At 53.9% G+C, this 26,233-nt stretch carries 25 protein-coding genes; 8 read left to right on the plus strand and 17 right to left on the minus strand.

Translation table 11 applies throughout. The features are described from left to right. Positions 1-397: 397 nt before the first annotated feature. Positions 398-964, minus strand: coding sequence for a D-glycero-beta-D-manno-heptose 1,7-bisphosphate 7-phosphatase (gene gmhB, locus G6Q29_RS07240; protein WP_165465090.1), 567 nt, complete (start codon positions 962-964; stop codon positions 398-400). A gap of 188 nt (positions 965-1,152) precedes the next feature. Here gmhB and metN point away from each other — a divergent pair, with 188 nt between their 5' ends. From metN to proS, 6 genes are all read left to right on the plus strand, one after another. Continuing rightward, positions 1,153-2,184, plus strand: a complete 1,032-nt coding sequence (gene metN, locus G6Q29_RS07245; protein WP_165465091.1) for a methionine ABC transporter ATP-binding protein MetN — start codon at positions 1,153-1,155, stop codon at positions 2,182-2,184. Next, positions 2,177-2,830, plus strand: a complete 654-nt coding sequence (locus G6Q29_RS07250; protein WP_003856130.1) for a methionine ABC transporter permease MetI — start codon at positions 2,177-2,179, stop codon at positions 2,828-2,830. Before metN ends, G6Q29_RS07250 begins: the two co-directional genes overlap by 8 nt. A gap of 40 nt (positions 2,831-2,870) precedes the next feature. Beyond that, a complete protein-coding gene (gene metQ / locus G6Q29_RS07255; protein ID WP_006810023.1) occupies positions 2,871-3,686 on the plus strand; it encodes a methionine ABC transporter substrate-binding lipoprotein MetQ in 816 nt (271 codons plus the stop codon). 106 nt (positions 3,687-3,792) lie between these two features. Then, positions 3,793-4,197 (plus strand): Rcs stress response system protein RcsF, encoded by a 405-nt coding sequence (gene rcsF / locus G6Q29_RS07260; protein ID WP_015572735.1) that lies wholly within the window; start codon positions 3,793-3,795, stop codon positions 4,195-4,197. Continuing rightward, positions 4,194-4,901 (plus strand): tRNA (N6-threonylcarbamoyladenosine(37)-N6)-methyltransferase TrmO, encoded by a 708-nt coding sequence (gene tsaA, locus G6Q29_RS07265; protein WP_165465092.1) that lies wholly within the window; start codon positions 4,194-4,196, stop codon positions 4,899-4,901. The genes rcsF and tsaA overlap by 4 nt, the downstream gene beginning before the upstream one ends. A gap of 112 nt (positions 4,902-5,013) precedes the next feature. Then, positions 5,014-6,732: a proline--tRNA ligase gene (proS, locus tag G6Q29_RS07270; protein ID WP_165465093.1), complete on the plus strand. Its 1,719-nt coding sequence runs from the start codon at positions 5,014-5,016 to the stop codon at positions 6,730-6,732. A 45-nt stretch (positions 6,733-6,777) separates the two neighbouring features. On the opposite strand, the gene nlpE is transcribed toward proS, so the two are convergent. Genes nlpE through G6Q29_RS07285 form a run of 3 tightly spaced genes read right to left on the minus strand, consistent with a single transcriptional unit; the run spans position 6,778 to position 8,474 of the window. Then, a complete protein-coding gene (nlpE, locus tag G6Q29_RS07275) occupies positions 6,778-7,476 on the minus strand; it encodes an envelope stress response activation lipoprotein NlpE (RefSeq protein ID WP_165465094.1) in 699 nt (232 codons plus the stop codon). A 39-nt stretch (positions 7,477-7,515) separates the two neighbouring features. Beyond that, positions 7,516-7,932 (minus strand): alternative ribosome rescue aminoacyl-tRNA hydrolase ArfB, encoded by a 417-nt coding sequence (gene arfB, locus G6Q29_RS07280; RefSeq protein ID WP_006810027.1) that lies wholly within the window; start codon positions 7,930-7,932, stop codon positions 7,516-7,518. Further along, on the minus strand, positions 7,929-8,474 hold the full coding sequence (locus G6Q29_RS07285) for a YaeQ family protein (protein ID WP_165465095.1): 546 nt from the start codon (positions 8,472-8,474) through the stop codon (positions 7,929-7,931). The genes arfB and G6Q29_RS07285 overlap by 4 nt, the downstream gene beginning before the upstream one ends. Before the next feature lie 195 nt (positions 8,475-8,669). On the opposite strand from G6Q29_RS07285, the gene G6Q29_RS07290 reads away from it, so the two are divergent. Then, entirely contained in the window at positions 8,670-8,870 is a 201-nt protein-coding gene (locus G6Q29_RS07290; RefSeq protein ID WP_165465096.1) for a YaeP family protein, read from the plus strand. Continuing rightward, positions 8,857-9,117: a Rho-binding antiterminator gene (rof, locus tag G6Q29_RS07295; protein ID WP_003856148.1), complete on the plus strand. Its 261-nt coding sequence runs from the start codon at positions 8,857-8,859 to the stop codon at positions 9,115-9,117. Before G6Q29_RS07290 ends, rof begins: the two co-directional genes overlap by 14 nt. A gap of 26 nt (positions 9,118-9,143) precedes the next feature. On the opposite strand, the gene tilS is transcribed toward rof, so the two are convergent. The 13 genes from tilS to rseP form a co-directional block, all read right to left on the minus strand. Beyond that, positions 9,144-10,430 carry a tRNA lysidine(34) synthetase TilS gene (tilS, locus tag G6Q29_RS07300; RefSeq protein WP_165465097.1) on the minus strand — a complete coding sequence of 429 codons (1,287 nt, stop codon included), beginning with the start codon at positions 10,428-10,430 and terminating at the stop codon, positions 9,144-9,146. A 58-nt stretch (positions 10,431-10,488) separates the two neighbouring features. Further along, a complete protein-coding gene (locus G6Q29_RS07305) occupies positions 10,489-10,878 on the minus strand; it encodes a VOC family protein (RefSeq protein ID WP_047062364.1) in 390 nt (129 codons plus the stop codon). A 66-nt stretch (positions 10,879-10,944) separates the two neighbouring features. Further along, entirely contained in the window at positions 10,945-13,077 is a 2,133-nt protein-coding gene (locus G6Q29_RS07310) for a lysine decarboxylase LdcC (RefSeq protein ID WP_165465098.1), read from the minus strand. 100 nt (positions 13,078-13,177) lie between these two features. Next, entirely contained in the window at positions 13,178-14,137 is a 960-nt protein-coding gene (gene accA / locus G6Q29_RS07315; protein WP_006810033.1) for an acetyl-CoA carboxylase carboxyl transferase subunit alpha, read from the minus strand. A gap of 12 nt (positions 14,138-14,149) precedes the next feature. Then, positions 14,150-17,632, minus strand: a complete 3,483-nt coding sequence (gene dnaE, locus G6Q29_RS07320; protein WP_165465099.1) for a DNA polymerase III subunit alpha — start codon at positions 17,630-17,632, stop codon at positions 14,150-14,152. Positions 17,633-17,670: 38 nt separating this feature from the next. Next, positions 17,671-18,267, minus strand: coding sequence for a ribonuclease HII (gene rnhB / locus G6Q29_RS07325; protein ID WP_165465100.1), 597 nt, complete (start codon positions 18,265-18,267; stop codon positions 17,671-17,673). Next, on the minus strand, positions 18,264-19,412 hold the full coding sequence (gene lpxB / locus G6Q29_RS07330) for a lipid-A-disaccharide synthase (RefSeq protein ID WP_165465101.1): 1,149 nt from the start codon (positions 19,410-19,412) through the stop codon (positions 18,264-18,266). The genes rnhB and lpxB overlap by 4 nt, the downstream gene beginning before the upstream one ends. Continuing rightward, on the minus strand, positions 19,412-20,200 hold the full coding sequence (gene lpxA, locus G6Q29_RS07335; RefSeq protein WP_003856164.1) for an acyl-ACP--UDP-N-acetylglucosamine O-acyltransferase: 789 nt from the start codon (positions 20,198-20,200) through the stop codon (positions 19,412-19,414). The genes lpxB and lpxA overlap by 1 nt, the downstream gene beginning before the upstream one ends. Positions 20,201-20,203: 3 nt before the next feature. After that, the gene (gene fabZ, locus G6Q29_RS07340; protein WP_003856165.1) at positions 20,204-20,659 is read right to left on the minus strand and encodes a 3-hydroxyacyl-ACP dehydratase FabZ; all 456 of its coding nucleotides are present in this window, start codon (positions 20,657-20,659) and stop codon (positions 20,204-20,206) included. Positions 20,660-20,763: 104 nt separating this feature from the next. Then, positions 20,764-21,789 carry a UDP-3-O-(3-hydroxymyristoyl)glucosamine N-acyltransferase gene (gene lpxD, locus G6Q29_RS07345; RefSeq protein WP_165465102.1) on the minus strand — a complete coding sequence of 342 codons (1,026 nt, stop codon included), beginning with the start codon at positions 21,787-21,789 and terminating at the stop codon, positions 20,764-20,766. Between the two features lie 3 nt (positions 21,790-21,792). After that, a complete protein-coding gene (gene skp, locus G6Q29_RS07350) occupies positions 21,793-22,287 on the minus strand; it encodes a molecular chaperone Skp (protein WP_003856169.1) in 495 nt (164 codons plus the stop codon). A 123-nt stretch (positions 22,288-22,410) separates the two neighbouring features. After that, complete coding sequence (gene bamA / locus G6Q29_RS07355) at positions 22,411-24,843, minus strand: outer membrane protein assembly factor BamA (protein ID WP_165465103.1); 2,433 nt, start codon at positions 24,841-24,843, stop codon at positions 22,411-22,413. A 31-nt stretch (positions 24,844-24,874) separates the two neighbouring features. After that, positions 24,875-26,227: a sigma E protease regulator RseP gene (gene rseP, locus G6Q29_RS07360; RefSeq protein WP_165465104.1), complete on the minus strand. Its 1,353-nt coding sequence runs from the start codon at positions 26,225-26,227 to the stop codon at positions 24,875-24,877. Positions 26,228-26,233 lie beyond the last annotated feature (6 nt).

Below are 26,233 nucleotides of genomic sequence, written 5' to 3' on the forward strand. Positions count from 1 at the left end.
TGAGCCATGATCAAACTCTTCAATTTAAAAGTTTGATGCTCAATGAATTAAACTTCGTAATGAATTACGTGTTCACTCGTTGAGACTTGGTATTCATTTTTCGTCTTGCGACGTTAAGAATCCATGTCACTTTGAGTGCCCACACAGATTGTCTGATAAATTGTTAAAGAGCAGTTGCGACGCGCTTCGGCGCTCTGTCGCGAGGTGGCGTATATTACGCTTTCCTCTTTCAGAGTCAACCCCGATTTTCAGGATTTTTTCTCTTCAACCGACCGGGTTGTTTGTGAAGTGATTCACATCCGCCGTGTCGATGGAGGCGCATTATAGGGAGCCGCCGAGGAATGACAAGCGGAAAAATGCATTTTTATTCCAACCGCTCACCTTTTCACCAAAATGTCTATTTTTGGTGCTTTTTAATCTCGTTTGGCAGTTCTGCCAGACTATTTATCACCCAGTCGGCGGCATTTTCTGCTTCTGGGGTGACAGGTTTACCGGTACGCACTAATACTTTGGTACCTACACCAGCCGCCGCTGCTGCCTGCATATCTTCCAGTTTATCGCCCACCATATAAGATGCGGCCATATCAATGTGCAGGAATTCCTGGGCAGAGATAAACATGCCCGGGTGTGGCTTACGGCAATCACAGGTCTGACGATACGCCTCTACACTCCCCTGCGGGTGATGCGGACAATAATAGATACCATCAAGATCGATGCCGCGGTCAGCGAGAGACCAGTCCATCCATTCCGTCAGCGTCTCGAACTGCGCTTCAGTGAATTTACCCCGGGCGATACCGGACTGGTTAGTTACCACCACCAGCGCATAGCCCATCTCTTTCAACTGGCGCAGGGCATCTATTACGCCCTCGATAAACTCGAACTCATCAATCTCATGGACGTAACCGTGATCCACATTAATAGTGCCATCACGATCGAGAAAAATTGCGGGTACAGATTTTGCCACCGGTTTGCTCCTGAAAAAGGCTTGTTCAGCTAGTATCTCATGAATCGCAGCGCAATAAAGTGCTCATCGCACAGAGGTGGATTGATTTAGACGTCTGGATGCCTTAACATCCATTTTGTTTACGGTCATTCCCCGTATCTGGCAGAAGAAAATGCCACGGCTAACTTACTTACGATAAAAATAATCTAATGATTAAACTTTCCAATATCACCAAAGTGTTCCAGCAGGCGAACCGAACCATACAGGCGCTGAATAATGTAAGCCTGCATGTGCCTGCTGGTCAGATTTATGGCGTCATTGGCGCATCGGGTGCGGGTAAAAGTACGCTGATCCGTTGTGTTAACCTGCTTGAGCGCCCAACCCAGGGTAGCGTAGAAGTTGGCGGCCAGGAGCTTACTGCCCTCTCAGAAAAAGAACTTACCAAAGCACGTCGCCAGATTGGCATGATTTTTCAGCACTTTAACCTGCTGGCCTCACGCACCGTTTTCGGTAACGTTGCGTTACCGCTGGAACTGGATAACACGCCAAAAGAAGAAGTAACGCGTCGCGTCACCGAATTGCTCGACCTCGTGGGTCTGGGTGATAAGCATGACAGCTACCCGGCAAACCTGTCAGGCGGACAAAAGCAGCGTGTAGCAATCGCGCGCGCGCTGGCCAGCAACCCAAAAGTGCTGCTGTGCGACGAAGCCACCAGCGCACTTGATCCGGCGACCACACGTTCTATTCTGGAACTGCTGAAAGACATTAATCGTCGTCTGGGTCTGACTATCCTCCTTATTACGCACGAAATGGATGTTGTGAAACGTATCTGTGACTGTGTGGCAGTCATCAGTAACGGTGAGCTGATTGAGCAGGACACGGTGAGCGAAGTTTTCTCGCACCCGAAAACGCCGCTGGCTCAGCAGTTCATCCAGTCCACGCTGCATCTGGATATTCCGGAAGATTATCTGGAACGGTTAAAAACAGACGCAACGCCTGACAGCGTCCCGATGCTGCGCATGGAGTTCACGGGTCAATCCGTTGACGCACCGCTGCTGTCCGAAACCGCGCGTCGCTTTAACGTGAATAACAACATTATTAGCGCGCAGATGGACTACGCCGGCGGCGTGAAGTTCGGCATTATGCTGACGGAAATGCACGGCACACAGGAAGAAACCCAGGCGGCAATTGCCTGGCTGCAAGAACATCACGTAAAAGTAGAGGTACTGGGTTATGTCTGAGCCGATGATGTGGCTACTGGTTCGCGGCGTTTGGGAAACGCTGGCAATGACCTTCGTATCGGGCTTCTTTGGTTTTGTGATTGGGCTGCCGGTCGGCGTGTTGCTGTACGTCACGCGCCCGGGTCAAATTATTGAAAACGCGAAGCTTTATCGCACGCTCTCTGCGCTGGTGAACATTTTCCGTTCTATTCCGTTCATTATTCTTCTGGTGTGGATGATTCCGTTTACTCGCGTGATCGTCGGGACGTCGATTGGTTTGCAGGCGGCAATTGTCCCGCTGACCGTAGGCGCTGCACCGTTTATCGCCCGTATGGTGGAAAACGCCCTGCTGGAAATCCCAACAGGCCTGATTGAAGCTTCCCGCGCTATGGGCGCGACCCCAATGCAGATCGTTCGTAAAGTTCTGCTGCCTGAGGCGCTGCCTGGGTTGGTGAATGCAGCAACCATCACGCTTATCACCCTGGTCGGTTATTCCGCGATGGGCGGCGCCGTAGGGGCTGGCGGTTTAGGCCAGATTGGATATCAGTACGGCTATATTGGCTATAACGCTACCGTAATGAATACCGTTCTGGTATTGCTGGTTGTGCTGGTTTACTTAATTCAATTCTCTGGCGATCGTATCGTCCGGGCTGTTACGCATAAATAACGTTACAAACAACACAAACTCGACGAGTTAAGGACATAACATGGCGTTTAAATTTAAGACCTTCGCAGCAGTAGGCGCACTGATTGGTTCGCTGGCACTGGTGGGTTGCGGTCAGGATGAAAAAGATCCAAACCACATCAAAGTAGGCGTTATCGTCGGTGCAGAGCAGCAGGTTGCTGAGGCCGCGCAGAAAATCGCTAAAGAGAAATATGGCCTGGACGTTGAACTGGTGACCTTCAACGATTACGTTCTGCCGAACGAAGCGCTGAGCAAAGGCGACATTGACGCTAACGCCTTCCAGCATAAACCCTATCTGGATCAGCAGATCAAAGATCGCGGGTACAAGCTGGTTGCTGTCGGTAACACCTTCGTTTACCCGATTGCCGGTTACTCCAAGAAAATTAAATCTCTGGATGAACTCCAGCCGGGTTCACAGGTTGCCGTCCCTAACGACCCAACCAACCTGGGCCGTTCCCTGCTTCTGTTACAGAAAGTGGGCCTGATCAAACTGAAAGAAGGTGTCGGTCTGTTGCCGACGGTTCTGGACGTAACCGAAAACCCGAAAAATCTGAAAATTGTTGAACTGGAAGCCCCTCAGCTGCCACGTTCTCTGGACGATGCACAGATCGCGCTGGCCGTTATCAACACCACTTACGCCAGCCAGATCGGCCTGACCCCAGCGAAAGATGGCATCTTCGTTGAAGACAAAGATTCCCCGTACGTCAACCTGATCGTGACTCGCGAAGACAACAAAGACGCGGAGAATGTGAAGAAATTCCTACAGGCATATCAGTCTGAAGAAGTGTACCAGGAAGCCAACAAGGTGTTTAACGGCGGCGCTGTTAAAGGCTGGTAATCTCTCCTCAGTGTAATATCATCAAGACGGGCCTTTGCCCGTCTTGTCATTTGTGCGGTCAACTGCTTCAATATCTGACGTTTTGATTATCCACTGAGGAATTATTATGCGTGCTTTACCGATCTGTTTTTTAGCACTGATGCTGAGCGGCTGTTCTATGCTAAGCAGATCTCCTGTTGAACCTGTTCAAAGCACTGCAACCCCGCCAAAAGCGGAGCCAGCAAAACCGAAAGCGCCTCGTGCGGCGCCGGTACGTATCATTACCAAAGCCGACGAACTGGTCGGGAAGCCATTCCGTGAACTGGGCGAAGTGAGCGGCGAATCCTGCCAGGCAACGAATCAGGACTCCCCTCCAAATATTCCGACAGCCCGCAAGCGCATGCAAATTAACGCGTCGAAAATGAAAGCCAACGCGGTGCTGCTGCACAGCTGCGAAGTGACCAGCGGTACGCCAGGTTGCTATCGCCAGGCGGTATGTATCGGTTCTGCGCTTAACATTACGGCGAAATGAGTTCATTTCAGTTCGAGCAGATAGGCGTTATCCGCTCCCCTTATAAAGAAAAGTTCGCCGTGCCGCGTCAGCCGGGTCTGGTCATTAACGGCGGTGGCGAGCTTCACCTTGTCGCGCCATATAATCAGGCCGATGCGGTGCGCGGGCTTGAGGCGTTCAGCCATTTATGGGTGGTCTTTGTGTTTCACCAGACCATGGAAGGCGGCTGGCGTCCCACCGTGCGTCCTCCTCGTTTGGGCGGAAATGCCAGAATGGGTGTCTTTGCCACCCGCTCAACCTTTCGTCCCAACCCCATCGGGATGTCGCTGGTCGAGCTGAAAGGCATACGCTGTCAGAGAGATCAGGTGATCCTGGAGTTAGGTAGCCTTGACCTGGTTGATGGCACGCCGGTCATAGATATTAAGCCTTACCTGCCCTTCGCCGAGGCGCTGCCGGATGCCCGGGCAAGCTATGCTCAGGATGCACCGCAGGCAGATATGCCGGTTCACTTCACGGCTGAAATTACAACGCAAATCAGCGAGCTGGACAAACGCTATCCCCGTCTGCGTGACTTTATCGTTGAAGTGCTGGCGCAGGACCCCCGTCCCGCCTACCGTAAAGAAGAGGAAGCCGGAAAAACATACGCCGTCTGGTTGCTGGACTTTAACGTGCGCTGGCGCGTGACTGCGGCGGGTTTTGAAGTGTTTGCCCTGGAACCCAGGTAATTTTGTTCTCCTCTCTTTTGGCATCTTTGCCACACTGGTAAACTAAACCACTTTTTTTGTGTCAGGCTGGTGTTTCAGCCTGTTCCAATCGTCGAAATGGAACCGTAACAACATGCGTACTAGCCAATATCTGCTCTCCACTCTGAAGGAGACACCTGCCGACGCCGAAGTGATCAGCCACCAGCTGATGCTGCGCGCCGGGATGATCCGCAAGCTGGCCTCCGGGTTATACACCTGGCTGCCGACCGGCGTGCGCGTCCTGAAAAAAGTCGAAAACATCGTGCGTGAAGAGATGAACAACGCGGGTGCTATCGAGGTGTTAATGCCGGTCGTTCAGCCCTCTGAACTGTGGCAGGAGAGCGGTCGCTGGGAGCAGTACGGTCCTGAACTGCTGCGTATTGCCGATCGGGGCGATCGTCCATTCGTTCTCGGCCCAACGCATGAAGAAGTCATTACCGACCTGATTCGTAACGAGCTGAGCTCTTACAAACAGCTGCCGCTGAACTTCTTCCAGATCCAGACCAAGTTCCGTGACGAAGTGCGTCCACGCTTTGGCGTCATGCGCTCTCGCGAGTTCCTGATGAAAGATGCTTACTCTTTCCATACTTCTCAGGAATCTCTGCAAGAGACCTACGACAAAATGTACGCGGCCTACAGCAAAATCTTCTCCCGCATGGGGCTGGATTTCCGCGCTGTACAGGCTGATACCGGTTCAATCGGCGGTAGCGCCTCCCATGAGTTCCAGGTTCTGGCACAGAGCGGTGAAGACGATGTGATCTTCTCTGACTCCTCTGATTACGCCGCGAACATCGAATTTGCAGAAGCGCTGGCACCAAAAGAGCCACGCGGCGCGGCAACGCAAGAGATGACGCTGGTTGATACGCCAAACGCGAAAACCATTGCCGAGCTGGTTGAGCAGTTTGATCTACCAATCGAAAAAACCGTGAAAACCCTGCTGGTGAAATCCACCGAAGGTAGCGCTTATCCGCTGGTTGCCCTGCTGGTGCGAGGCGATCACGAGCTGAACGAAGTGAAAGCCGAGAAGCTGCCGCAGGTTGCCAGCCCGCTGACCTTTGCAACGGAAGCGGAGATCCGCGCCGTGGTGAATGCAGGTCCTGGTTCTCTGGGTCCGGTGAATCTGCCTGTTCCGGTGGTCATTGACCGCACCGTTGCGGCGATGAGTGACTTCTCTGCGGGCGCAAACATCGACGGTAAACACTACTTCGGCATCAACTGGGATCGTGACGTGGCGACGCCGGAAGTAGCTGACATCCGCAACGTGGTCGCAGGCGATCCAAGCCCGGACGGCAAGGGTACCCTGATGATCAAACGCGGTATCGAAGTAGGCCACATCTTCCAGCTGGGCGATAAGTACTCACGCGCAATGAACGCGGCCGTTCAGGGCGAAGATGGCCGTAACCAGGTTCTGACCATGGGCTGCTATGGGATTGGCGTAACGCGCGTTGTTGCTGCCGCTATAGAGCAGAACTATGACGAGCGCGGAATCGTCTGGCCGGATAACATCGCACCGTTCCAGGTGGCGATCCTGCCAATGAACATGCACAAGTCTTACCGCGTGCAGGAGCTGGCTGAGAAACTCTACGCTGAGCTGAGCGCGAAAGGTATCGACGTGCTGATGGACGATCGTAAAGAGCGTCCTGGCGTGATGTTTGCTGACATGGAGCTGATCGGTATTCCACACACCATCGTCATTGGCGACCGTAACCTCGACAGCGACGAAATTGAATACAAATACCGTCGCAACGGCGAAAAACAGATGATCAAGACGGGCGAGATTCTTGATTACCTGGTGAAAGCCATCAAAGGTTAAGAAACAAAAAACCCCGCCAGTGCGGGGTTTTTTAATGGCTATATCTTATTTGCTTTCGCAGTCTTTCCCCGCAGCAAACTTCGCGTCTTTATCTGCCACCAGCGTTTTGACCAGTTCGCCGCTATCCGGGTTTGGCTCCAGCGTAAAATGCCCTTCAACCGTCAGCAACACGGGTTTACTGTCATTGCCGCGCGCGACCGCATAATCACGCTCCAGTTGGGCATTATTCGCCACGCTGACTTTCTTCCCGGTTGCACAGTCCGTGAAGATTGCCGCATCCGCCATGTAGAAATACATCCCTCGCATCTCCATTGGGGTGGCTGGCAGGGTCGCTTTTACCGGGGCCAAGGTGTAGTTGAACTGGGATTCAATCGGATTGCCTTCGCGATCGAGCATTTCCATCCCCTCGCCTTTGGCGCGGAAATAGGTTTTATCGCCCGAAGTATCCGTCAATACCAGCTTCTCAGCCGTACGCGCCCATGTGCCGTAAGATGCAAAAGAAGAGGGTTCTTTCGCCCCCTGATATCGCTGGTTCATAACCCAGGTGCCATCTTTTTGCAGGAACAGAGAAGTTTCGATGCCCTCGCAATCTGCACATGGCAATACGCCGCGCCAGCTCTGCTGCATCGGCTTTAATTCTTCGTTTTGCGTAGGCTGTAATACCTGTGTTTCTGAACGGTTGTTACAGCCAAAAAGCGCGAACAGGCTTGTCACGGCCAGCGCTGATAATAATGCTTTTTTCACAATACTTTCCTTATGAAAAAGGGTGTCCCTTTCGTCACATTACGGGTGACGGACTTTGCCACGCAGAGATTTTACAGTGGATTTCTGCGCCTTTGATGACAACCGACGTTCTTTCGATGCCCGTGTTGGACGTGTTGCCCGGCGACTTTTTTGTACAGCCGTCAGCTCTTTGATGACCGCGACCAGCCGGGCTATTGCCGCTTCCCGGTTAAGTTCCTGGCTGCGATACTCCTGCGCTTTTATCACCATTACACCCTCACTGGTGATCAGGTGATGGCTGGCGGCAAGCAGGCTTTCTTTATAATACTCTGGCAGGCTGGAGGCCCGAATGTCAAAGCGCAAATGGATAGCCGTTGAGGCCTTGTTAACGTGCTGCCCCCCTGCACCCTGAGCACGGATGGCGGTGATCTCCAGCTCGTTATCTGGGATGCTGACGTTTCGGGACAATACAATCATGATGCAGGCTGCCAGGCCGTAAGATGTATTTCCAGATTATTCTGAGAATCAGAAAGCCAGATAGCACCGTCCTGAATGGTTGCCTGTAGCGCCATCGTCCGGCTGGCGAACGCACTCAGCTGCGCCAGTTGTTCATCATCCGAATACCAGACGGTAAGATTTTTGAACTGCGCACATTTATTTTTGTTTTGTTGCCACCAGATCTCCGCGGCGCGCTGATTGTAGGCAAACAACGCCACTTCAGCAGACTGGGTGCATGCCCTTTTGATCCGGCGTTCATCCGGCAGGCCAAGCTCAATCCATAAATCGATACCCAGATGATCGTTGCGCAGCCAGGCTTCCGGTTCATCTTCCGCACTTAAGCCACGGGTAAAATGCAGACGGTCGTCGGCATACTTAATCCACGCCAGCAGGCGCAGCATCATGCGCTCCTGGGTTTCAGAAGGGTGACGCGCCAGCGTCAATGACGCATCCAGAAACTGGTTACGGTCAAGATCCGCCACATTGACCACAGCTTTATAAATTGTCGCTTTCAGCGCCATGAGAGAACTCCTTTCGAATCAGGCGTACATTGTAGCGAAAACCGCGGCAAAAGGCTGTTACGAGGTTGGGGAGTCCCCTCATCAAGGCGCTGATATTGCTTAAATGAGTATGGTATAGTCACCTTGCTAAACCGTGTTTAACTTCGTAGGCTTAATGATATCTCACAGTAAGTCAGTACGCTGGCAGGAGGTGATGTGAATAATTATTGTGAGTTGATTCGCAGACGGTATGCGGAAATCGCCAGCGGAGATCTGGGGTACATCCCGGATGCGTTGGGCTGTGTATTGAAGGTGCTAAATGAAGTGGCCTCTGATGAGAGCCTTTCTGAATCGGTCAGGGAAAAAGCAGCGTATGCTGCGGCGAATTTACTGGTGAGCGATTATGTCGATGAATGATACCTATCAACCCATCAATTGTGATGACTATGACAACCTCGAACTCGCCTGCCAGCATCATTTAATACTGACGCTGGAGCTAAAAGATGGCGAAGTGCTAAAGGCAAAGGCCAGCGATCTGGTTTCCCGTAAAAATGTGGAATACCTGGTTGTGGAAGATGCAGGTGCTACGCGTGAGCTACGCCTCGACAAAATTGCCAGTTTCAGCCATCCGGAAATCGGCACCGTTGTGGTGAGCGAATCCTGATAACAAACGGGCAGCCAGGCTGCCCGTTATGCTTTCCATTCAAAATTCACACCGGCTTCAGCCCACCCTTCCTGAGTGATAAAAACCCCTGCCGCCGTGATGAGCGTGTCGCCGTAAAACAGAAGCGGCGTGGTATCACGTCGCCAGGGCGGAACGTTCTGTTCCTGCCAGATTTTCTTCAGCTTACGTCCGCCGTTACGCCCGACGATATGCAGCATGCCGCTGGTCCTGAAGCGTATGGTGACGTTCTCGTCCGGCTCAGGCAGACGCACATTGCCCGAATGGCTTAACGCAACGACACCGGCATTCATCGGTAGCGTTAATGCTTTTTCCGGCGACGGCCAGTCGAGCACAACGTCAGCCAGCGACGGCACAGATTTCACCCACCAGAGCAGCCCTTTATAGCGCCTGACGTCATAACCATTCAGGTGTATACACGGTGCGGCATCTTCCCTTGCCTGGGCGACCTCGTCCCAGATACGGTTGAGCATCGCCCGGGAGGGCATAGCCGCACGGTGAAAAGCCAGCCAGCGACGGAGCAGGGCAGCCCGACGCGCGGGACTCATCATCTTTAAAGGCGCAATATCCAGCGCGCCGTCAGCCGTAATCAGTGTAGCCAGCTCCTCGCTCAGCAGCTCATCCAGCAAGCTTTCCTGTTCAGCACAAAGCATGGCACTTCTGGCCGCCGCTTCGGAAAAATGCGCCCAGCGCTCGGTCAGAAGCGGTAAGACGCGCAGGCGCAGGAAGTTACGGTCATAGCTGTCATCCTGATTGCTTTCGTCTTCTATCCAGCGCAGATGATAGCGATGGGCCCAGGCTTCCAGTGACGCGCGCGTCTCGTTGAGCAGCGGACGGATGAGCTCTGTTTCAGCAAAATTAGCGCGCTCAGGCATGGCGGATAAACCCGCAGGCCCGCTGCCCCGCTTGAGCGCCAGTAAAAACGTCTCGCACTGGTCGTCCAGATGCTGGGCGGTAACCAACGCTTCTCCAGGCTGCAATGCACCGGAAAACGCGGCATAGCGGGCTTTCCGCGCCTGAGCCTCAGTACCCAGCCCTTCCTCCTCCAGCGTGACCCGCTCCACGTTCAGCGGGATCGCCCACGCTGCGCACACCGCTTCGCAGTGCGCCACCCAGTCGTCGGCATGGGGGCTTAAGCCGTGATGGATATGCATCGCCCGCAGCTGAACGTCAGGCTCGCGGTCGCGCCAGAGCTTAAGGCGGTGCAGCAACACGGTTGAATCCAGGCCACCGCTGAACCCCACCAGCAGCTGGCGGTAGGGTGAAACGGCGTGCGCGATAGCGGGTAAGGTCATAGGAAATTACACATAAAAAATGCCCGAACTGAACGGGCATTATCACACAAGACGGCGGTTACTGCTGGTAAAGCTCCAGCGGCAGGCCGTCCGGATCGTTGAAAAAAGTGAAACATTTATCGGTAAAGGGATCGACACGAATCGCTTCGCAAGCCACGCCGTGGGCTTCCAGATGTTTTACCGCGCTGTCCAGGTCATCGACGCTGAAGGCCAGGTGGCGCAGGCCGCAGGCTTCCGGGCGGGACGGGCGCGCTGGCGGGAAAGGAAAAGAGAACAGTTCAATCACATATTGTCCGTTTAACGCCAGATCGCCTTTCCAGGAGTCACGCTCCTCACGGTAGGCCTCGCTTAACAGCGTAAAGCCGAGAACGTCGCAGTAGAACGCCTTACTTTTCGCGTAATCGGTGGCAATGATCGCAATATGATGAACCGCTTTTAAACCCAGCATAGTTTCTCCTTTTTATGATGCCCTGAACGTTACAACCGACAACCCGCCCCTGGCAAGCAGACCCTTTTATTTTAGGACTCTCACCCAGTACACGCCGTTATCATCGCGTTTCGCGCCATGAATATCCGTTTCAAAGCCCGGATAGTGGCGCCCCACCGAACAGAGCATCAGCAGGAAATCGAGCACCGCCCGGCTCTCCTCAGTGATCATTTCACCCGGCATCAGCAGCGGCACGCCCGGCGGATAAGGCAGGATCATGTTGGCCGATACCCGCCCGACCAAGTTCTCCAGCTCAACGGTTTCAACCTCCCCTTTCACCTGGCGTTGCCACGCCCTGTGTGGCGTCAGCTTCATTTCCGGCAGAACATCAAATGCCTGCAACATCAGGCGCGGCAGATCGTGCTGGCGGATCAGCCTGTGGATCCCCTGGGCCAGATCCTGAATACGCATATTGCGGTAGAAGTCAGGATCTTCCGCATAGAGATCCGGCAGCATATTCTTCACCCGCAGGTTGAGATCGTAGGCGCGCTTAAACTCCATCAGCCCGCGCAGCAGCCCCATCGCGCGGGTTTTATCGATCCCGATACTGAACAGGAACAGTAAATTATAAGGGCCGGTTTTCTCCACCACCACGCCGCGCTCATCGAGGAACTTCGCCACCAGCGCGGCGGGAATACCTTCATCGCCCATCACGCCCTGCTCGTCCATGCCCGGCGTCAGGATCGTCACCTTAACGGGATCGAGGAACATATGATCCGCATCGGCATCGCGGAAGCCGTGCCAGCTTTCCCCCGGCGCGACGGGCCAACATTCCGCCTCATCAATCTCTTCCGGCTGCCAGATATCAAAGAACCAGCCGTCCGCCTCATCTTTAAGCCGCTGAACTTCTTTACGGAAATGCAGCGCCCGCTCCACCGAGCGGTTAATCAGGCGTTTACCCGGATTACCGCGCAGCATCGCCGCCGCTGTTTCGATGGAAGCCACTAGCGGGTAGCTCGGCGATGTGGTGGTGTGCATCATAAAGGCTTCGTTAAAGGTGTCCTCGTCGTACTCACCTTTGATGTGAATAAGGGACGCCTGAGAGAACGCGGCCAGCATTTTGTGCGTCGACTGCGTTTCGAAGAACACTTTGCCGGGCACCCGCTCGCCGCTCATCCCGCTTTTACCGGAATAAATTGGATGGAAGTTGGTATAAGGCACCCATGCAGAGTCAAAGTGAATCGACGGCACGTCCAGCGTCTGCTTGATCCAGTTCGTGTTGTACAGCAGGCCGTCATAGGTAGAGTTGGTGATCACCGCATGGACGGGCCAGTTTGCCTCGGGGATCGCTGCGATCTTATTTTCAATGGTTTCACGCGCGAACTCACGGCGAGGAATACCACCGAGGATCCCCAGCGCATTACGCGTGGGTGACAGCCAGAGCGGCACCACGTCGCTCATCATCAGCAAATGCGCCAGTGATTTGTGGCAGTTCCGGTCAATCAGCAGCGTACTGCCGGCAGGCGCAGCGTACATTCCGACGATTTTGTTCGAGGTCGAGGTGCCGTTGGTCACCATATAGCTCTGCTCAGCGCCAAAGGTTCGGGCGATGTACTCTTCAGCTTCCAGATGCGGGCCGGTATGATCCAGCAGAGAGCCTAACTCGGTGACTGAAATCGACACGTCCGCCTTCAGCGTGTTACCGCCGAAGAAATCGTAGAACAGACACCCCACCGGGCTTTTTTGATAGGCCGTTCCCGCCATATGGCCTGGTGTACAGAAGGTGTACTTCCCTTCATTCACATAGGTGAACAGCGCACGCGTAAACGGCGGTGTGATGTTATCGAGGTATTCACCGGTGTATTGCTGAATGCGGGTCGCAATATCCTCGGCTACGCCGAGTGAGTATTCGAAGAACCACAGCGCCATACGCATATCATGCGCGCTCACGTCCATGGTCGAGTGGGTATTGATAAACGCGTACAGCGGAAGATATTCGTTGAGCTTATTGATATCGCTGCACAACTCCATGTCGTATTCGTCCCAGTCGAATATCACGCCACAGATGCGCGGATTATGTTCGATGAATTTCAGCAGGTCGGCGCTGTTTTGCGGCCAGATCAGCTGATAACCGCGTGCCTTAAGGGCTTGCTCCAGCTCCTTGATGGGTTCGTCTTTATAAAAGACGCCGTGTGGCCCCATGATGGCGATGATGTTCATGGTTTACCTCCTTGAAAAACATCAGATAAGCATAGTTAAGGTAAACGGCAGGTATAAAAAAAGCCGCAACAATGTGCGGCTTTTAGGATAATTGTGAGGCTTATGCGTAACCGTAGGTCATCAGACGCTGGTAACGACGGTTGAGCAGATCTTCTTTGCTCAGCACGTCCAGGTCCGCCAGGTCTGCCAGCAGCTGCGCTTTCAGGGAAGCCGCCATTACTTCCGGCTTACGGTGTGCGCCACCCAGCGGTTCAGGGATGACGGTGTCGATCAGCTTCAGCTCTTTCAGACGCGGGGCAATGATGCCCATCGCTTCCGCAGCCAGCGGCGCTTTGTCGGCGCTTTTCCACAGAATGGAAGCACAGCCTTCCGGAGAGATAACGGAATAGGTGCTGTACTGTAGCATATTCACTTTATCGCCCACGCCAATGGCCAGCGCACCGCCGGAACCACCCTCACCGATAACGGTACAGATGACCGGTACGCTCAGGCGAGACATCTCACGCAGGTTGCGTGCGATGGCTTCAGACTGACCGCGCTCTTCCGCGCCAACACCCGGGTAAGCACCCGGCGTGTCGATGAAGGTGATGATTGGCATATTGAAACGCTCAGCCATCTCCATCAGACGCAGGGCCTTACGGTAGCCTTCTGGTGCTGGCATACCGAAGTTACGACGGATTTTTTCTTTGGTTTCACGGCCTTTCTGGTGACCAATGATCATCACCGGACGTCCATCCAGACGCGCGATCCCACCGACGATTGCTTTATCGTCAGCGTATGCGCGGTCGCCTGCCAGTTCGTCAAATTCGTCAAACGCCAGGCGGACATAATCCAGGGTGTACGGACGCTGTGGATGACGCGCCAGCTGGGCGATCTGCCATGCGCCGAGATCGGCAAAGATTTTGCGCGTCAGTTCTACGCTTTTTTCGCGCAGACGATGCACTTCTTCGTCGATGTTAATATCCAGTTTTTCATCCTGACGGCTTACGGCTGTCAGAGAATCGATTTTCGCTTCCAGCTCTGCAATCGGCTGTTCGAAATCAAGGAAATTCAGACTCATAGTATTCCTGTATTAGTCAAACTCCAGTTCCACCTGCTCCGAACCAATGAGGCCACGGAGATCGTTCAGTAAACGATCGCTCGGAGAGACACGCCACGTTGCACCAAAGCGCAACCGCGCGCGTGCATCCGCCCTCTGATAGTAGAGATGTACTGGAATGGTCCCCGAGCGGTGGGGTTCCAGAGACTGACGGAGTCGGTTTAAAAGCTGGTCATCAATTTGCCTGTCCGTCAGCGAGATAGCAAGCCCGCGAGCATATTTTTCCCGGGCTTCGTCAATGTCCATCACTTCGCGGGCGGTCATTTTAAGCCCCCCGCTGAAGTCATCAAAGCTGACCTGTCCGCTGACGATAAGTATGCGGTCTTTTTCCAGCAATTGCTGGTATTTATCCAGCGCGTCGGTGAACAACATCACCTCCAGACGCCCGGAACGGTCATCCAGGGTACAGATGCCGATACGATTGCCGCGCTTGGTGACCATTACCCTTGCAGCAATCACGAGCCCCGCAGCCGTGGTGATTTTACCACGTTCTGTCGGATGCATGTCTTTAAGCCTGTGGCCGCCGACATAGCGCTCAATTTCTTTGAGATACTGGTTGATCGGGTGCCCCGTCAGGTACAGGCCTAACGTCTCACGCTCCCCATCCAGCACCACCTGTTCTGGCCAGGGCTGGCAGTTGGAATAAGACTGTTCGATCTGCTCTGGCTCTTCCGCCAGCACGCCGAACATATCCGCCTGACCAATGGCTTCCGCTTTCGCGTGCTGATCGGCCGCTTTCAGCGCATCGCCGAGCGAGTTCATCAGCGCGGCGCGGTGTGGCCCCAGCCTGTCAAACGCGCCGGACATGATCAGTTTTTCCAGCACACGGCGGTTCAGTTTTTTGGTATCGGTGCGGGCACAGAGATCGAACAGCTCGCGGAAATAGCCGCCGTTGTTACGCGCTTCGATGATCGCCTCGATCGGCCCCTCACCCACGCCCTTGATCGCGCCGATCCCATAGACGATTTCCCCGTCATCGTTAACGTGGAAATGGTACAGGCCCGAGTTAATATCCGGTGGCAGGATCTTCAGGCCCATGCGCCAGCACTCGTCCACCAGTCCTACCACCTTCTCGGTGTTGTCCATATCGGCGGTCATGACCGCCGCCATAAACTCAGCGGGATAATGAGCCTTCAGCCACAGCGTTTGATACGAAACCAAAGCATAGGCGGCGGAGTGGGATTTGTTAAATCCGTACCCGGCGAATTTCTCCACCAGGTCGAAGATTTTCATCGCCAGTTCGCCATCGACGCCGTTTTTCTTCGCCCCATCTTCAAAGATAGAACGCTGCTTGGCCATCTCTTCCGGCTTTTTCTTACCCATCGCACGACGCAGCATGTCTGCGCCGCCCAGGGTATAACCCGAAAGCACCTGGGCGATCTGCATGACCTGTTCCTGATACAGGATGATGCCATAGGTTGGCTCCAGTACCGGTTTCAGGCTTTCATGCTGCCACTGCACGTCCGGATAGGAAATCTCTTCGCGCCCGTGCTTACGGTCGATAAAGTTATCTACCATCCCCGACTGCAACGGCCCCGGACGGAACAGGGCCACCAGTGCGATCATATCTTCGAAACAGTCTGGTTGCAGACGCTTAATCAAGTCTTTCATGCCGCGGGATTCAAGCTGGAAGACGGCTGTCGTCTCCGAGCGTTGCAGCATGTCGAAACTTTTCTTGTCATCAAGCGGGATAGCGGCGATATCCAGCGGCGGTTCGCCGTTCTTCTCACGGCGGGCGTTGATCATCTCCAGCGCCCAGTTGATGATGGTCAGCGTACGCAGGCCGAGGAAGTCGAACTTCACCAGCCCGGCGTATTCTACGTCGTTCTTGTCGAACTGGGTGACCGGATGCTGACCCGCTTCATCGCAGTACAGCGGCGCAAAGTCGGTGATTTTGGTCGGGGCGATTACCACGCCCCCCGCATGCTTACCGGCGTTACGCGTGACGCCTTCCAGCTTGCGCGCCATGTCGATTAGCGCTTTCACCTCTTCGTCGGCTTCGTAGATTTCCGGCAGTTGAGGTTCAGCTTCAAAGGCTTTCGCCAGAGTCATGCCCGGATCGGGCGGCACCAGCTTAGAGATTCGATCGACAAAACCGTACGGATGGCCCAGAACGCGGCCCACGTCGCGGATAACCGCTTTCGCCGCCATCGTACCAAAGGTAATGATCTGCGAAACCGCATCACGACCGTACATATCGGCCACGTGCTCAATCACCTGGTCGCGTTTTTCCATGCAGAAGTCGACGTCGAAGTCGGGCATGGAGACACGTTCCGGGTTAAGGAAACGTTCGAACAGCAGGTCGAATTCCAGCGGATCGAGGTCGGTGATTTTCAATGCGTACGCCACCAGCGAGCCGGCGCCGGAACCACGCCCCGGACCAACCGGTACGCCGTTATCCTTCGACCACTGGATGAACTCCATCACGATCAGGAAGTAGCCCGGGAACCCCATCTGGTTGATCACCTGGAGTTCAATATCCAGGCGCTCGTCATATTCAGGACGTTTCTCTTTACGGACCGCCTCGTCCGGGAAAAGGAATTCCAGACGCTCTTCAAGGCCCTCTTTCGATTTCATGACCAGGAAATCTTCCGTGGTCATGTCGCCCGTCGGGAACTGCGGCAGGAAATACTCCCCGAGACGCACGGTAACGTTACAGCGCTTGGCAATCTCTACGCTGTTTTCCAGCGCTTCCGGGATGTCGGAGAAGAGCTCGCACATCTCCTCTTCGCTGCGCATGTACTGCTGCGATGAATAGTTGCGCGGGCGTTTCGGATCGTCGAGGGTGAAGCCGTCGTGGATAGCGACGCGAATTTCGTGCGCGTCAAAATCGCCCGACTCGAGGAAGCGCACATCGTTGGTAGCCACCACAGGCAGGCCACGCTCTTCCGCGAGGGCGACTGCCGCATGCAGATAGCTCTCTTCGTCTGCGCGCCCGGTACGGATCAGCTCCAGATAATAGCGATCCGGGAAATACTCTTCGTAGAACGAGACACACTGATCCACCAGCGCGCTGTTACCGCGCAGCAGGCTTTTGCCGACATCCCCCATACGACCACCGGAGATCAGCAGCAGACCTTCGTTCAGCTCCGCCAGCCAGTCGCGGTCAATCCACGGACCCAGCGCACCGTAGCCGCGCTGGTACGCTTTTGAAATCAGCAGAGTGAGGTTCTGATAACCCGTGTTATTCATAGCTAACACGGATATTTGCGTCATCTCATCGCCGAGCAGGTCGCTCTGCACGTGAAAATCCGCGCCGACGATGGGCTTTAATCCTGCGCCATGCGCCGTTCCGTAGAACTTCACCAGGCCACACAGGTTGGTAAAATCGGTGATCGCCAGCGCAGGCATGCCAAGCGAGGCCGCCTTTTTTACCAGCGGCCCGGTCTTTGCCAGCCCATCGATCATGGAGTAGTCGCTATGCACCCGCAGGTGTACGAAACGTGGTTCAGCCATCTTCAGATCCCGCGTTACTCAGTTGCTTGCGTCTTGATTCAGGACACCAGTCCCAGCGCGCGTTTCACCGGGCCAAAACTGCGCCGATGATGTTCAGTTGCGCCATGTTCAGCCAGCTTTTCCAGATGGAAAGCCGTTGGATATCCCTTATGCTGGGCGAAACCATACGCGGGATAAGTGAGGTCCAGCGCGGCCATTTCAGCGTCGCGCGTCACTTTGGCAATGATTGATGCCGCACTGATTTCTGCGACGCGGCTATCGCCTTTAACAACAGCCATTGAAGGCATCGGCAGCACCGGGCAACGGTTACCGTCGATCAGTACATACTCAGGTACAATCTTCAGGCCTGCAACGGCACGCTGCATCGCCAGCATGGTGGCATGCAGAATATTCAGATTGTCAATCTCTTCCGGCTCTGCGCGCCCAAGACTCCAGGCCAGCGCCTTCTCTTTAATTTCATCGAACAGCGCCAGGCGACGCTTTTCGCTCAGTTTTTTCGAATCGTTCAGGCCAACGATCGGGCGGGCTGGATCGAGGATCACCGCCGCGGTCACAACGGCACCCACTAACGGGCCACGACCGACTTCATCCACACCGGCAACGAGGTGGGTATGGGGATAAATAAATTCCATCATTGTGTTAACTCCAGCACCGCATCGGCCGCCTGCTCATCAGCATTACAGCGGATCAGTTGATGCAGTTCACGGAAGGTATCGTGCATCTGGTGGCTGGTTTTACCGTCGGCGAGGAGGGGCAGTAATGCCTCCGCCAGCGCCTGCGGCTGGCATTCATCCTGCAAGAGCTCTTTCACCAGCTCGCGACCCGCAAGCAGGTTAGGCAGGGATACGTAATCTGTTTTCACCAGACGTTTTGCCAGCCAGAAGGTAAACGGCTTCATGCGATAACCAACCACCATCGGGCATTTCGCCAGCATACACTCCAGCGCAGCCGTACCAGAGGCCAGAAGTGCGGCATCGCTCGCAAACATGGCTTCCCGCCCTTTCCCGTCCAGCAGGCGAACGTGAAGATCTGGCGCGATGTCGGCCTTAATACGCTCAAACTGCTCGCGGCGTTTGGCATTTACCAGCGGCACCACCACTTCAAGGTCGGGGTACGTCTTGCGAAGAATTTGTGCCGTTTTCAGGAAATCGGCACTGAGCATTTCAACTTCCGCCCCCCGGCTTCCCGGCAGCAGCGCCAGACAGTGCACGTCGTGCGGGATGCCCAGTGCGTCACGCGCGGCGTTTTTATCCGGATCCAGCGGCATGGCATCCGCCATGGTATGACCGATAAAACGGCACGGGACATTAAATTTGTCGTAAAACGCTTTTTCGAAAGGCAGAAAAGCCAGCACCAGGTTAGTAGACCGTCCGATTTTGAAAACGCGTTTCTGTCGCCACGCCCAAACGGACGGACTGACGTAATGGATAGTTTTGATCCCCTGCTTTTTCAGGTTCCCTTCAAGGGTAATATTGAAATCAGGCGCATCAATGCCGACAAACACATCGGGCTTGAGGTCGGTAAAACGGCGGGTAAGATCGGCGCGAATATGCAGCAGGCGACGCAGGCGGCCCAACACCTCGACGATGCCCATCACGGCCAGCTCTTCCATTTCGTACCAGGCTTCACAGCCTTCGGCCTGCATCAGCGGCCCAGCCACGCCCACAAAGCGGGCATTGGGCACACGGGCTTTAAGCGCGCGGATAAGACCTGCACCAAGAATATCGCCGGAGGTTTCTCCGGCGACCAGGGCGATGGTAAGTGGACGACTGTCGACCATTAACGAATCAGACCACGGGTTGAACGCTCAAAGAATTCCATGAACGTTTTCACTTCAGGGTGCTTATTCGCCAGCTCGGCAATTTCCGGCTTAGCCTCTTCCAGCGTTTTACCGCTACGGTACAGTAATTTGTATGCGTTGCGGATCGCGGTAATCGCTTCGCGGCTGAAGCCACGACGCTTAAGGCCTTCAATGTTCACGCCAAACGGCGTGGCATGGTTACCCTGCGCAATCACAAACGGTGGGACGTCCTGCGCCACACCGGAGCATCCGCCGACCATCACGTGCGCACCAATGATGCAGAACTGATGGACTGCGGTCATGCCGCCAATAATAGCGAAATCATCGACCGATACGTGTCCCGCCAGCGTTGCGTTATTGGCGAGAATACAGCGGCTACCCACGGTACAGTCGTGCGCAATATGCGCATTAACCATAAACAGGTTGTCGCTGCCCACCTTCGTCAATCCACCGCCTTGCGTTGTACCACGATGAATGGTGACGCTTTCGCGAATGCGGTTACGATCGCCGATTTCCACGCGGGTCGGTTCGCCAGCATACTTAAGATCCTGGTTAACTTCGCCGATGGAGGCGAACTGATAGATCTCATTGTTGCAGCCAATGGTGGTATGACCATTCACGACAACATGAGATTTCAGTACTGTACCCTCACCAATTTCGACATGGGGTCCAACAATACAAAACGGGCCAATGTGGACATTAGCGCCAATGATGGCACCCGTTTCCACAATGGCAGTAGGATGAATAAAGGCGGATTTATCAATCACGTATCAGGCCTCCCGGCTACGCGCACACATCATTGTCGCTTCGCAAACAACTTTGCCGTCAACCATAGCTACGCCTTTGAAGCGAGTCAGGCCGCGACGCGTTTTTTCAAAAGTGACTTCCATGATCATTTGATCACCAGGCACGACCGGACGCTTAAAGCGCGCTTCATCGATACCCGCGAAGTAATAGAGTTCACCCGGCTCCAGTTTACCTACGCTTTTAAACGCCAGAATACCGGTAGCCTGTGCCATCGCTTCCAGGATCAATACACCCGGGAAGATAGGCTTACCAGGGAAGTGCCCCTGGAAGAACGGCTCGTTTACGGAGACATTTTTCACTGCGCGCAGAAAACGACCTTCTTCAAAATCCAGCACTCGGTCTACCAGTAAAAACGGATAGCGGTGCGGCAGAAGTTCTAAAATCTCTTCAATATGCAGAGTATGAGTGTCAGTAGTCAAAATACTCTTCCTGTCAAATGTACTAAGTAGCAATAATAACACGGCCTGCCGGTTTATAAACAAAGCCGACAGGCCGGGAAATTTAGCGTTAAACGGATGAACGCTTAGTCTTGTTGATCGATTTTGCGCTCAATCGCTTTGAGTCGCTTGCTCATATCATCAATATTCATCACCAGTGCAGCTGTTTTACGCCATACCTTGTTCGGTTGCAGCGGAATACCGGAGGAATAAACGCCAGGCTCAGTGATTGGACGCATCACCATGCCCATCCCCGTCACCGTGACCTTGTCGCATATTTCCATATGGCCATTGATCACGCTGGCACCGCCAATCATGCAGTAACGGCCAATTTTCAGGCTGCCTGCCATGATAACACCACCTGCAACTGCGGTATTGTCGCCAATCACAACGTTATGTGCAATCTGGCACTGGTTATCTATGATAACACCGTTACCAATAATGGTGTCGTCAAGCGCACCGCGGTCGATGGTGGTGCAAGCGCCGATCTCCACGCGATCGCCGATAATCACGCGACCCAGCTGAGGGATCTTAACCCAGTTACCCCGATCGTTAGCGTAACCAAATCCGTCAGAACCAATCACCGTGCTGGACTGTACGAGACAATTCTCGCCAATCTCAACCTCATGGTAGACAGAGACATTGGCCCACAGACGAGTCCCTGCGCCAATTTTCGTATTTTTTCCAACAAAGCAGCCTGGACCAATCACCACGTTATCCCCCAGCACAACGCCGGACTCGATAACGGCGTTTGCGCCGATTGCTACGTTATTACCCAGCTGAGCCGTCGGATCAATCGCAGCACTGGCTGCAATGTTCTGTGCCGGCTGCGGCGTGGTATCAAGAATTTGGGCCATGCGCGCATAGGTCAGGTAGGGATTTTTCACTACCAGTGCAGCGCCAGTGGCAAACGGAAGATCGTCCTGCGTCAGAACAACGGCAGACGCCTGGCACTGGGCCAGGTGTTCACGGTACTTAGGGCTTACCATGAAGGTAATTGTGCCTGCTTTAGCAGATTGCATGGACGCAACAGCGGTGATGACGATATCGCCATCACCGTGTAATTCTGCATCCAACTGCTGAGCTAAATCAGCCAGTCGAATTGAAGGCATTACTTATTTAACCTGTTTCAGAACATCAGCGGTGATGTCTTTAACATCGCTGCTGTTGAATGCAACGGCGTTCGAATCAACAACCAGATCGATGCTCTGATCGGCTGCGACTGCTTTAACGGCAGACTGAATACGCGTCACCAGTTTGCCACGCTCTTCGTTAGAACGACGCTGACGATCCTGCTCGAAAGCCTGCGCTTTCTGAGAGAAGGTCTGGCGCTGAGACATGACGTCTTTTTCCAGTTTGCTGCGCTCGCTCGCTTTCATGGTAGAACCATCACGCTGAAGACGCTGCATCTTGGACTGAAGATCACCTTCCATACGTTGCAGTTCGCTCGCACGGCCTTTGAATTCGTTTTCCAGCGTTGCAGAAACACCGGTTTTCTGTGCAACCTGCTGGAACAAATTACCCATGTTGACGATTGCAATTTTATCCGCTGCCTGAGCAGAAGTTGCCATCGCTAAACCGAGACCTGCAGCTAATAACCACTTTTTCACAATTAACTCCTTACCATCCCATTGGCACCCGAGGGGTACCGTTCTTTGCGTGGCAAGGCGACCGTGTTACCGATCGCCGGTTGTCAGCGCTACACTGCCAACGCATTCCATTGCAGCGGATTATTACCAGGTTTTACCAATGTTAAACTGGAACTGCTCCGCTTTGTCTCCATCGTATTTCTTAAACGGCTGGGCGTAAGAGAAGACCAACGGCCCCAGCGGTGACATCCATTGTAATGCGATACCTGCGGACATGCGAATGTTGCTCGGATCGCTGTAGTCCGGCACACCAGCAAGGCGCGTTTCAGTCGTGTTCTGCCAGTTGGTGTCCCACACCGTACCTGCATCCATAAAGAAGGAGGTACGCACAGAGTTCGCATACTTATCACTGATAAACGGCGTAGGTGTGATGAACTCGAGGCTCGCCACGGCCATAGCGTTACCGCCTACTGCGTCATCGGAACTACATACGTTTTTATTGCCTGTGCCATCCGTAGCCGGTTTGTTGCAGTTATCTTCGTCATTACCGCCGTAATAAACCGCTTTCGGACCAATGTTATTGGACTGGAAGCCACGAACGGTGCTTGAACCACCGGCATAGAAGTTTTCATAGAACGGCAGCTCTTTGCTTCCAATACCGTCACCATAACCCCAACGGGTACGACCCAGAACAACCCACTTGTGGTCGTCATCAATTGGGAAGTAGGACGCCGTATCCAGCGTGACTTTATAGAACTCGTTATCGGAGCCCGGGATCGTTACTTTACCGTTCAGGTTGACGCGTGAACCTTGCGTTGGGAAAAAGCCACGGTCAAGACGGTTGTAGGTCCATCCATAGTTGAAAGTGAAGTCATCCGCGGCGAAACCGTTGTCATCGCTGGACGTGCTCGCCGACTGACCGATGGAGTCCAGATAACGCCACATCGCCACCTGCGGTTGCATGTTAGACAGGTCGTTATGCACGTACCCTAAACCTGCACGCAGCGTGTTGTATTCGTTAACCGGGAAGCCGAGCGTACCATCCAGACCATAACTCTTGTTGGTATACGAAGAGAGGTCCGCGTCGTCCGCTTTAAAGTCGTTATAGAAGATACGACCGCCCAGGCTGACACCGTCAACGGTGAAGTATGGGTTAGTAACGGAGAACTCAGAGTAGGTTTGGTAGTCGTTTTTCGTCCCGTTGATACCGACAGAGTAACCTGTACCCAGCCAGTTATCCTGCTGAACACCGACCTGGAAGCTCACACCACTTTCAGTACCGTAACCAATACCGAAGTTGAAGCTACCGGTATTACGTTCTTTAACTTTATAAACAACATCAACCTGATCCGGACGACCCGGTACACGCTGAGTATCGGTATCGACCGTTTCGAAGTAGCCCAGACGGTTAAGACGCTCTTTACCCTGGTCTACCAGATCGCTTCCCAGCCATGCCCCTTCCATCTGGCGCATTTCACGGCGCAGAACGGAATCTTTTGAGGTGTCGTTACCTTCGAAGCGGATCTTACGCACGTAGAAGCGGTTGCCCGCATCAACATTAACGTGAAGCTTAACGGTTTTATCCGTGTCGTTAATTTCCGGCTGCGTTTGCACACGCGGATACGCATAACCATAACGGCCGAGCAGCTTCTTAATGCTGTCTTCCATTTTGGTGACTTTAGATCCGCTATACAGATCGCCCGGCTGAATTTTGGTCAGAGATTCAATTTCAGCAGAGTGTCCTGCCAGGTTGCCGCTGACTTCAACACCCGAAAGCGTGTACTTATCGCCTTCGGTGATGTTAACGGTAATATAGATACCTTTCTTGTCCGGAGTCAGACTCACCTGAGTTGAATCGATGTTGAAACGGGCGTAACCGCGATCCAGATAGTAGCTGCGCAGGGTTTCAAGGTCACCCGCCAGTTTCTGTTTCTGGTATTTACGATCGCCCACCACGTTCCACCACGGCACTTCGTCACGCAGCTGGAAATTGGAGATCAGTTCGTCGGTGCTGAACGCGTGGTTACCCACGATGTTGATCTGCTGGATCTTCGCAGAAACACCTTCCTGGAAGACCAGTTTCAGGTCAACACGGTTGCGTGGCAGCGGTGTAACAACCGCTTTAACGCTCGCGCTGTATTTACCGACGCTGTAGTAGAAATCTTCCAGACCTTTTTCAATGTCTGCAAGGGTTGTGCGGTCCAGAGATTCCCCCACACGAACACCCGATGCCTCAAGGTTCTGCTTGAGCATGTCGTCTTTCACCGACTTGTTGCCGGAGAAAGTGATACTGGCAATCGTTGGACGTTCTTTTACCTGAACCACCAGCGTATCACCATCGCGCAGGACGCGGACGTCCTCAAAGTTGCCAGTGGCAAACAGAGCACGGATGGTGTTACTGATATCTTCATCATTAACCGTATCGCCGGGGCGCACAGGCATACTGAGGAGGGCCGCACCAACGGCGACACGCTGAAGGCCTTCGAAATGAATATCTTTCACTACGAACCCGTCAGCACCGTATACGGTCGCGCTGCTAAACAGCAGCGACGCTATGAGCAACTTTTTCATCGCCATCGTTATTATGCGTTCTTCCTAACTAACTCTCTTACAACCGAGAGAAATCATTGAAAAGTGCAAGCCCCATTAACAGCACCAGCAAAATCGAGCCAATGCGATAACTAAAGTCTTGAACTCGCTCGGATACCGGTCCGCCTTTTAGCTTTTCAATCGCTAAAAACAGCAAATGGCCCCCATCTAATACGGGAAGCGGGAACAGGTTGATTATCCCCAGGTTCACGCTAATCAGCGCAAGGAACATGAGATAGTAAATCACCCCGAACTCCGCTGACATCCCAGCCCCCTGAGCAATCGAAATTGGCCCACTGAGGTTGTTCAGTTTCACATCACCGGTTATCAATTTCCCCAACATGTTGACCGTTAGCTTCATCAGCTGCCAAGTTTTATCCGTGGCCTCAACGATGGCGCTAAACGGCCCATACTGGCGTATTGTTTTGTACTCGTCTGGCAGCGGGATCACTTTCGGCACAACGCCCGCAAACCCTTCCGCCTTACTGCCGCCCGATTTAGTATCCGGGGTGAGGGTCAGCGAGAGCGGACTCCCCTGCCTTTCCACCTCCAGCGCAAGCGGCGTGCCTGGATTATCGCGCACCAGAGTAACAAAGGTCATCCATTGTGTTAATGGCTGACCATCGACTTTAACGATCCTGTCACCCGCTTGTAAACCTGCTTTACTTGCCGCCGAATTGGCCTGTACTTCGGCTAATACCGGCTCGATCTGCGCGCCGCGCGGTCGAATGCCCAGTGCGGCGACGGGATCCTCTTTGTCTGGCTCAAAGCGCCAGTGGCGTAAATCCAGCACTTTTTCCTGCCGCTGGTCGGAACCAAAAGGCGATACGCTGACGGTTGTCTGCTCATCACCGATTTTGGCAACCAGTTGTAACCTCACGGCATCCCAATCAGGGGTTTCGATACCATCAATCGCTTTAAGTTCCATTCCCGGTGTAATTTGCGCCGTTGCCGCCACAGAACCCGTGGTGATTTCGCCCACAACCGGGCGCACGCCTGGCACGCCGATGATGAACACCAGCCAGTAGGCGAAGATAGCGAAGATGAAATTGGCTACCGGACCGGCAGCGATGATGGCAGCACGTTGTCCAACGGTTTTGTTGTTAAACGCGCTATGTCGAAGTTCAGGCGCCACAGGCTCAACACGTTCGTCGAGCATTTTGACGTAGCCGCCCAGGGGAATCAGAGCAATGACAAACTCGGTGCCATGCTTGTCGGTGCGCGTCCAGAGTGATTTACCAAAGCCAATTGAGAATCGCTCTACCCGCACACCACAGCGCCGGGCAACCCAGAAATGGCCAAATTCATGCACGGTAATCAGTACACCCAGTGCAACAATGAACGCCGCCAGATTCCAGAGAATGCTCAGCATAAAACC

This window comes from Enterobacter cloacae (assembly GCF_011078175.1).
GTDB lineage: Bacteria > Pseudomonadota > Gammaproteobacteria > Enterobacterales > Enterobacteriaceae > Enterobacter > Enterobacter cloacae_Q.

Bases quoted from the DNA above. Each gene is read 5' to 3' on its own strand.
- metN (WP_165465091.1), top strand. From the start codon at position 1,153: ATGATTAAACTTTCCAATATCACCAAAGTGTTCCAGCAGGCGAACCGA.
- G6Q29_RS07250 (WP_003856130.1), top strand. From the start codon at position 2,177: ATGTCTGAGCCGATGATGTGGCTACTGGTTCGCGGCGTTTGGGAAACG.
- metQ (WP_006810023.1), top strand. From the start codon at position 2,871: ATGGCGTTTAAATTTAAGACCTTCGCAGCAGTAGGCGCACTGATTGGT.
- rcsF (WP_015572735.1), top strand. From the start codon at position 3,793: ATGCGTGCTTTACCGATCTGTTTTTTAGCACTGATGCTGAGCGGCTGT.
- tsaA (WP_165465092.1), top strand. From the start codon at position 4,194: ATGAGTTCATTTCAGTTCGAGCAGATAGGCGTTATCCGCTCCCCTTAT.
- proS (WP_165465093.1), top strand. From the start codon at position 5,014: ATGCGTACTAGCCAATATCTGCTCTCCACTCTGAAGGAGACACCTGCC.
- arfB (WP_006810027.1), bottom strand. From the start codon at position 7,932: ATGATTGTATTGTCCCGAAACGTCAGCATCCCAGATAACGAGCTGGAG.
- G6Q29_RS07285 (WP_165465095.1), bottom strand. From the start codon at position 8,474: ATGGCGCTGAAAGCGACAATTTATAAAGCTGTGGTCAATGTGGCGGAT.
- rof (WP_003856148.1), top strand. From the start codon at position 8,857: ATGTCGATGAATGATACCTATCAACCCATCAATTGTGATGACTATGAC.
- tilS (WP_165465097.1), bottom strand. From the start codon at position 10,430: ATGACCTTACCCGCTATCGCGCACGCCGTTTCACCCTACCGCCAGCTG.
- G6Q29_RS07305 (WP_047062364.1), bottom strand. From the start codon at position 10,878: ATGCTGGGTTTAAAAGCGGTTCATCATATTGCGATCATTGCCACCGAT.
- G6Q29_RS07310 (WP_165465098.1), bottom strand. From the start codon at position 13,077: ATGAACATCATCGCCATCATGGGGCCACACGGCGTCTTTTATAAAGAC.
- accA (WP_006810033.1), bottom strand. From the start codon at position 14,137: ATGAGTCTGAATTTCCTTGATTTCGAACAGCCGATTGCAGAGCTGGAA.
- dnaE (WP_165465099.1), bottom strand. From the start codon at position 17,632: ATGGCTGAACCACGTTTCGTACACCTGCGGGTGCATAGCGACTACTCC.
- rnhB (WP_165465100.1), bottom strand. From the start codon at position 18,267: ATGATGGAATTTATTTATCCCCATACCCACCTCGTTGCCGGTGTGGAT.
- lpxB (WP_165465101.1), bottom strand. From the start codon at position 19,412: ATGGTCGACAGTCGTCCACTTACCATCGCCCTGGTCGCCGGAGAAACC.
- lpxD (WP_165465102.1), bottom strand. From the start codon at position 21,789: ATGCCTTCAATTCGACTGGCTGATTTAGCTCAGCAGTTGGATGCAGAA.
- bamA (WP_165465103.1), bottom strand. From the start codon at position 24,843: ATGGCGATGAAAAAGTTGCTCATAGCGTCGCTGCTGTTTAGCAGCGCG.
- rseP (WP_165465104.1), bottom strand. From the start codon at position 26,227: ATGCTGAGCATTCTCTGGAATCTGGCGGCGTTCATTGTTGCACTGGGT.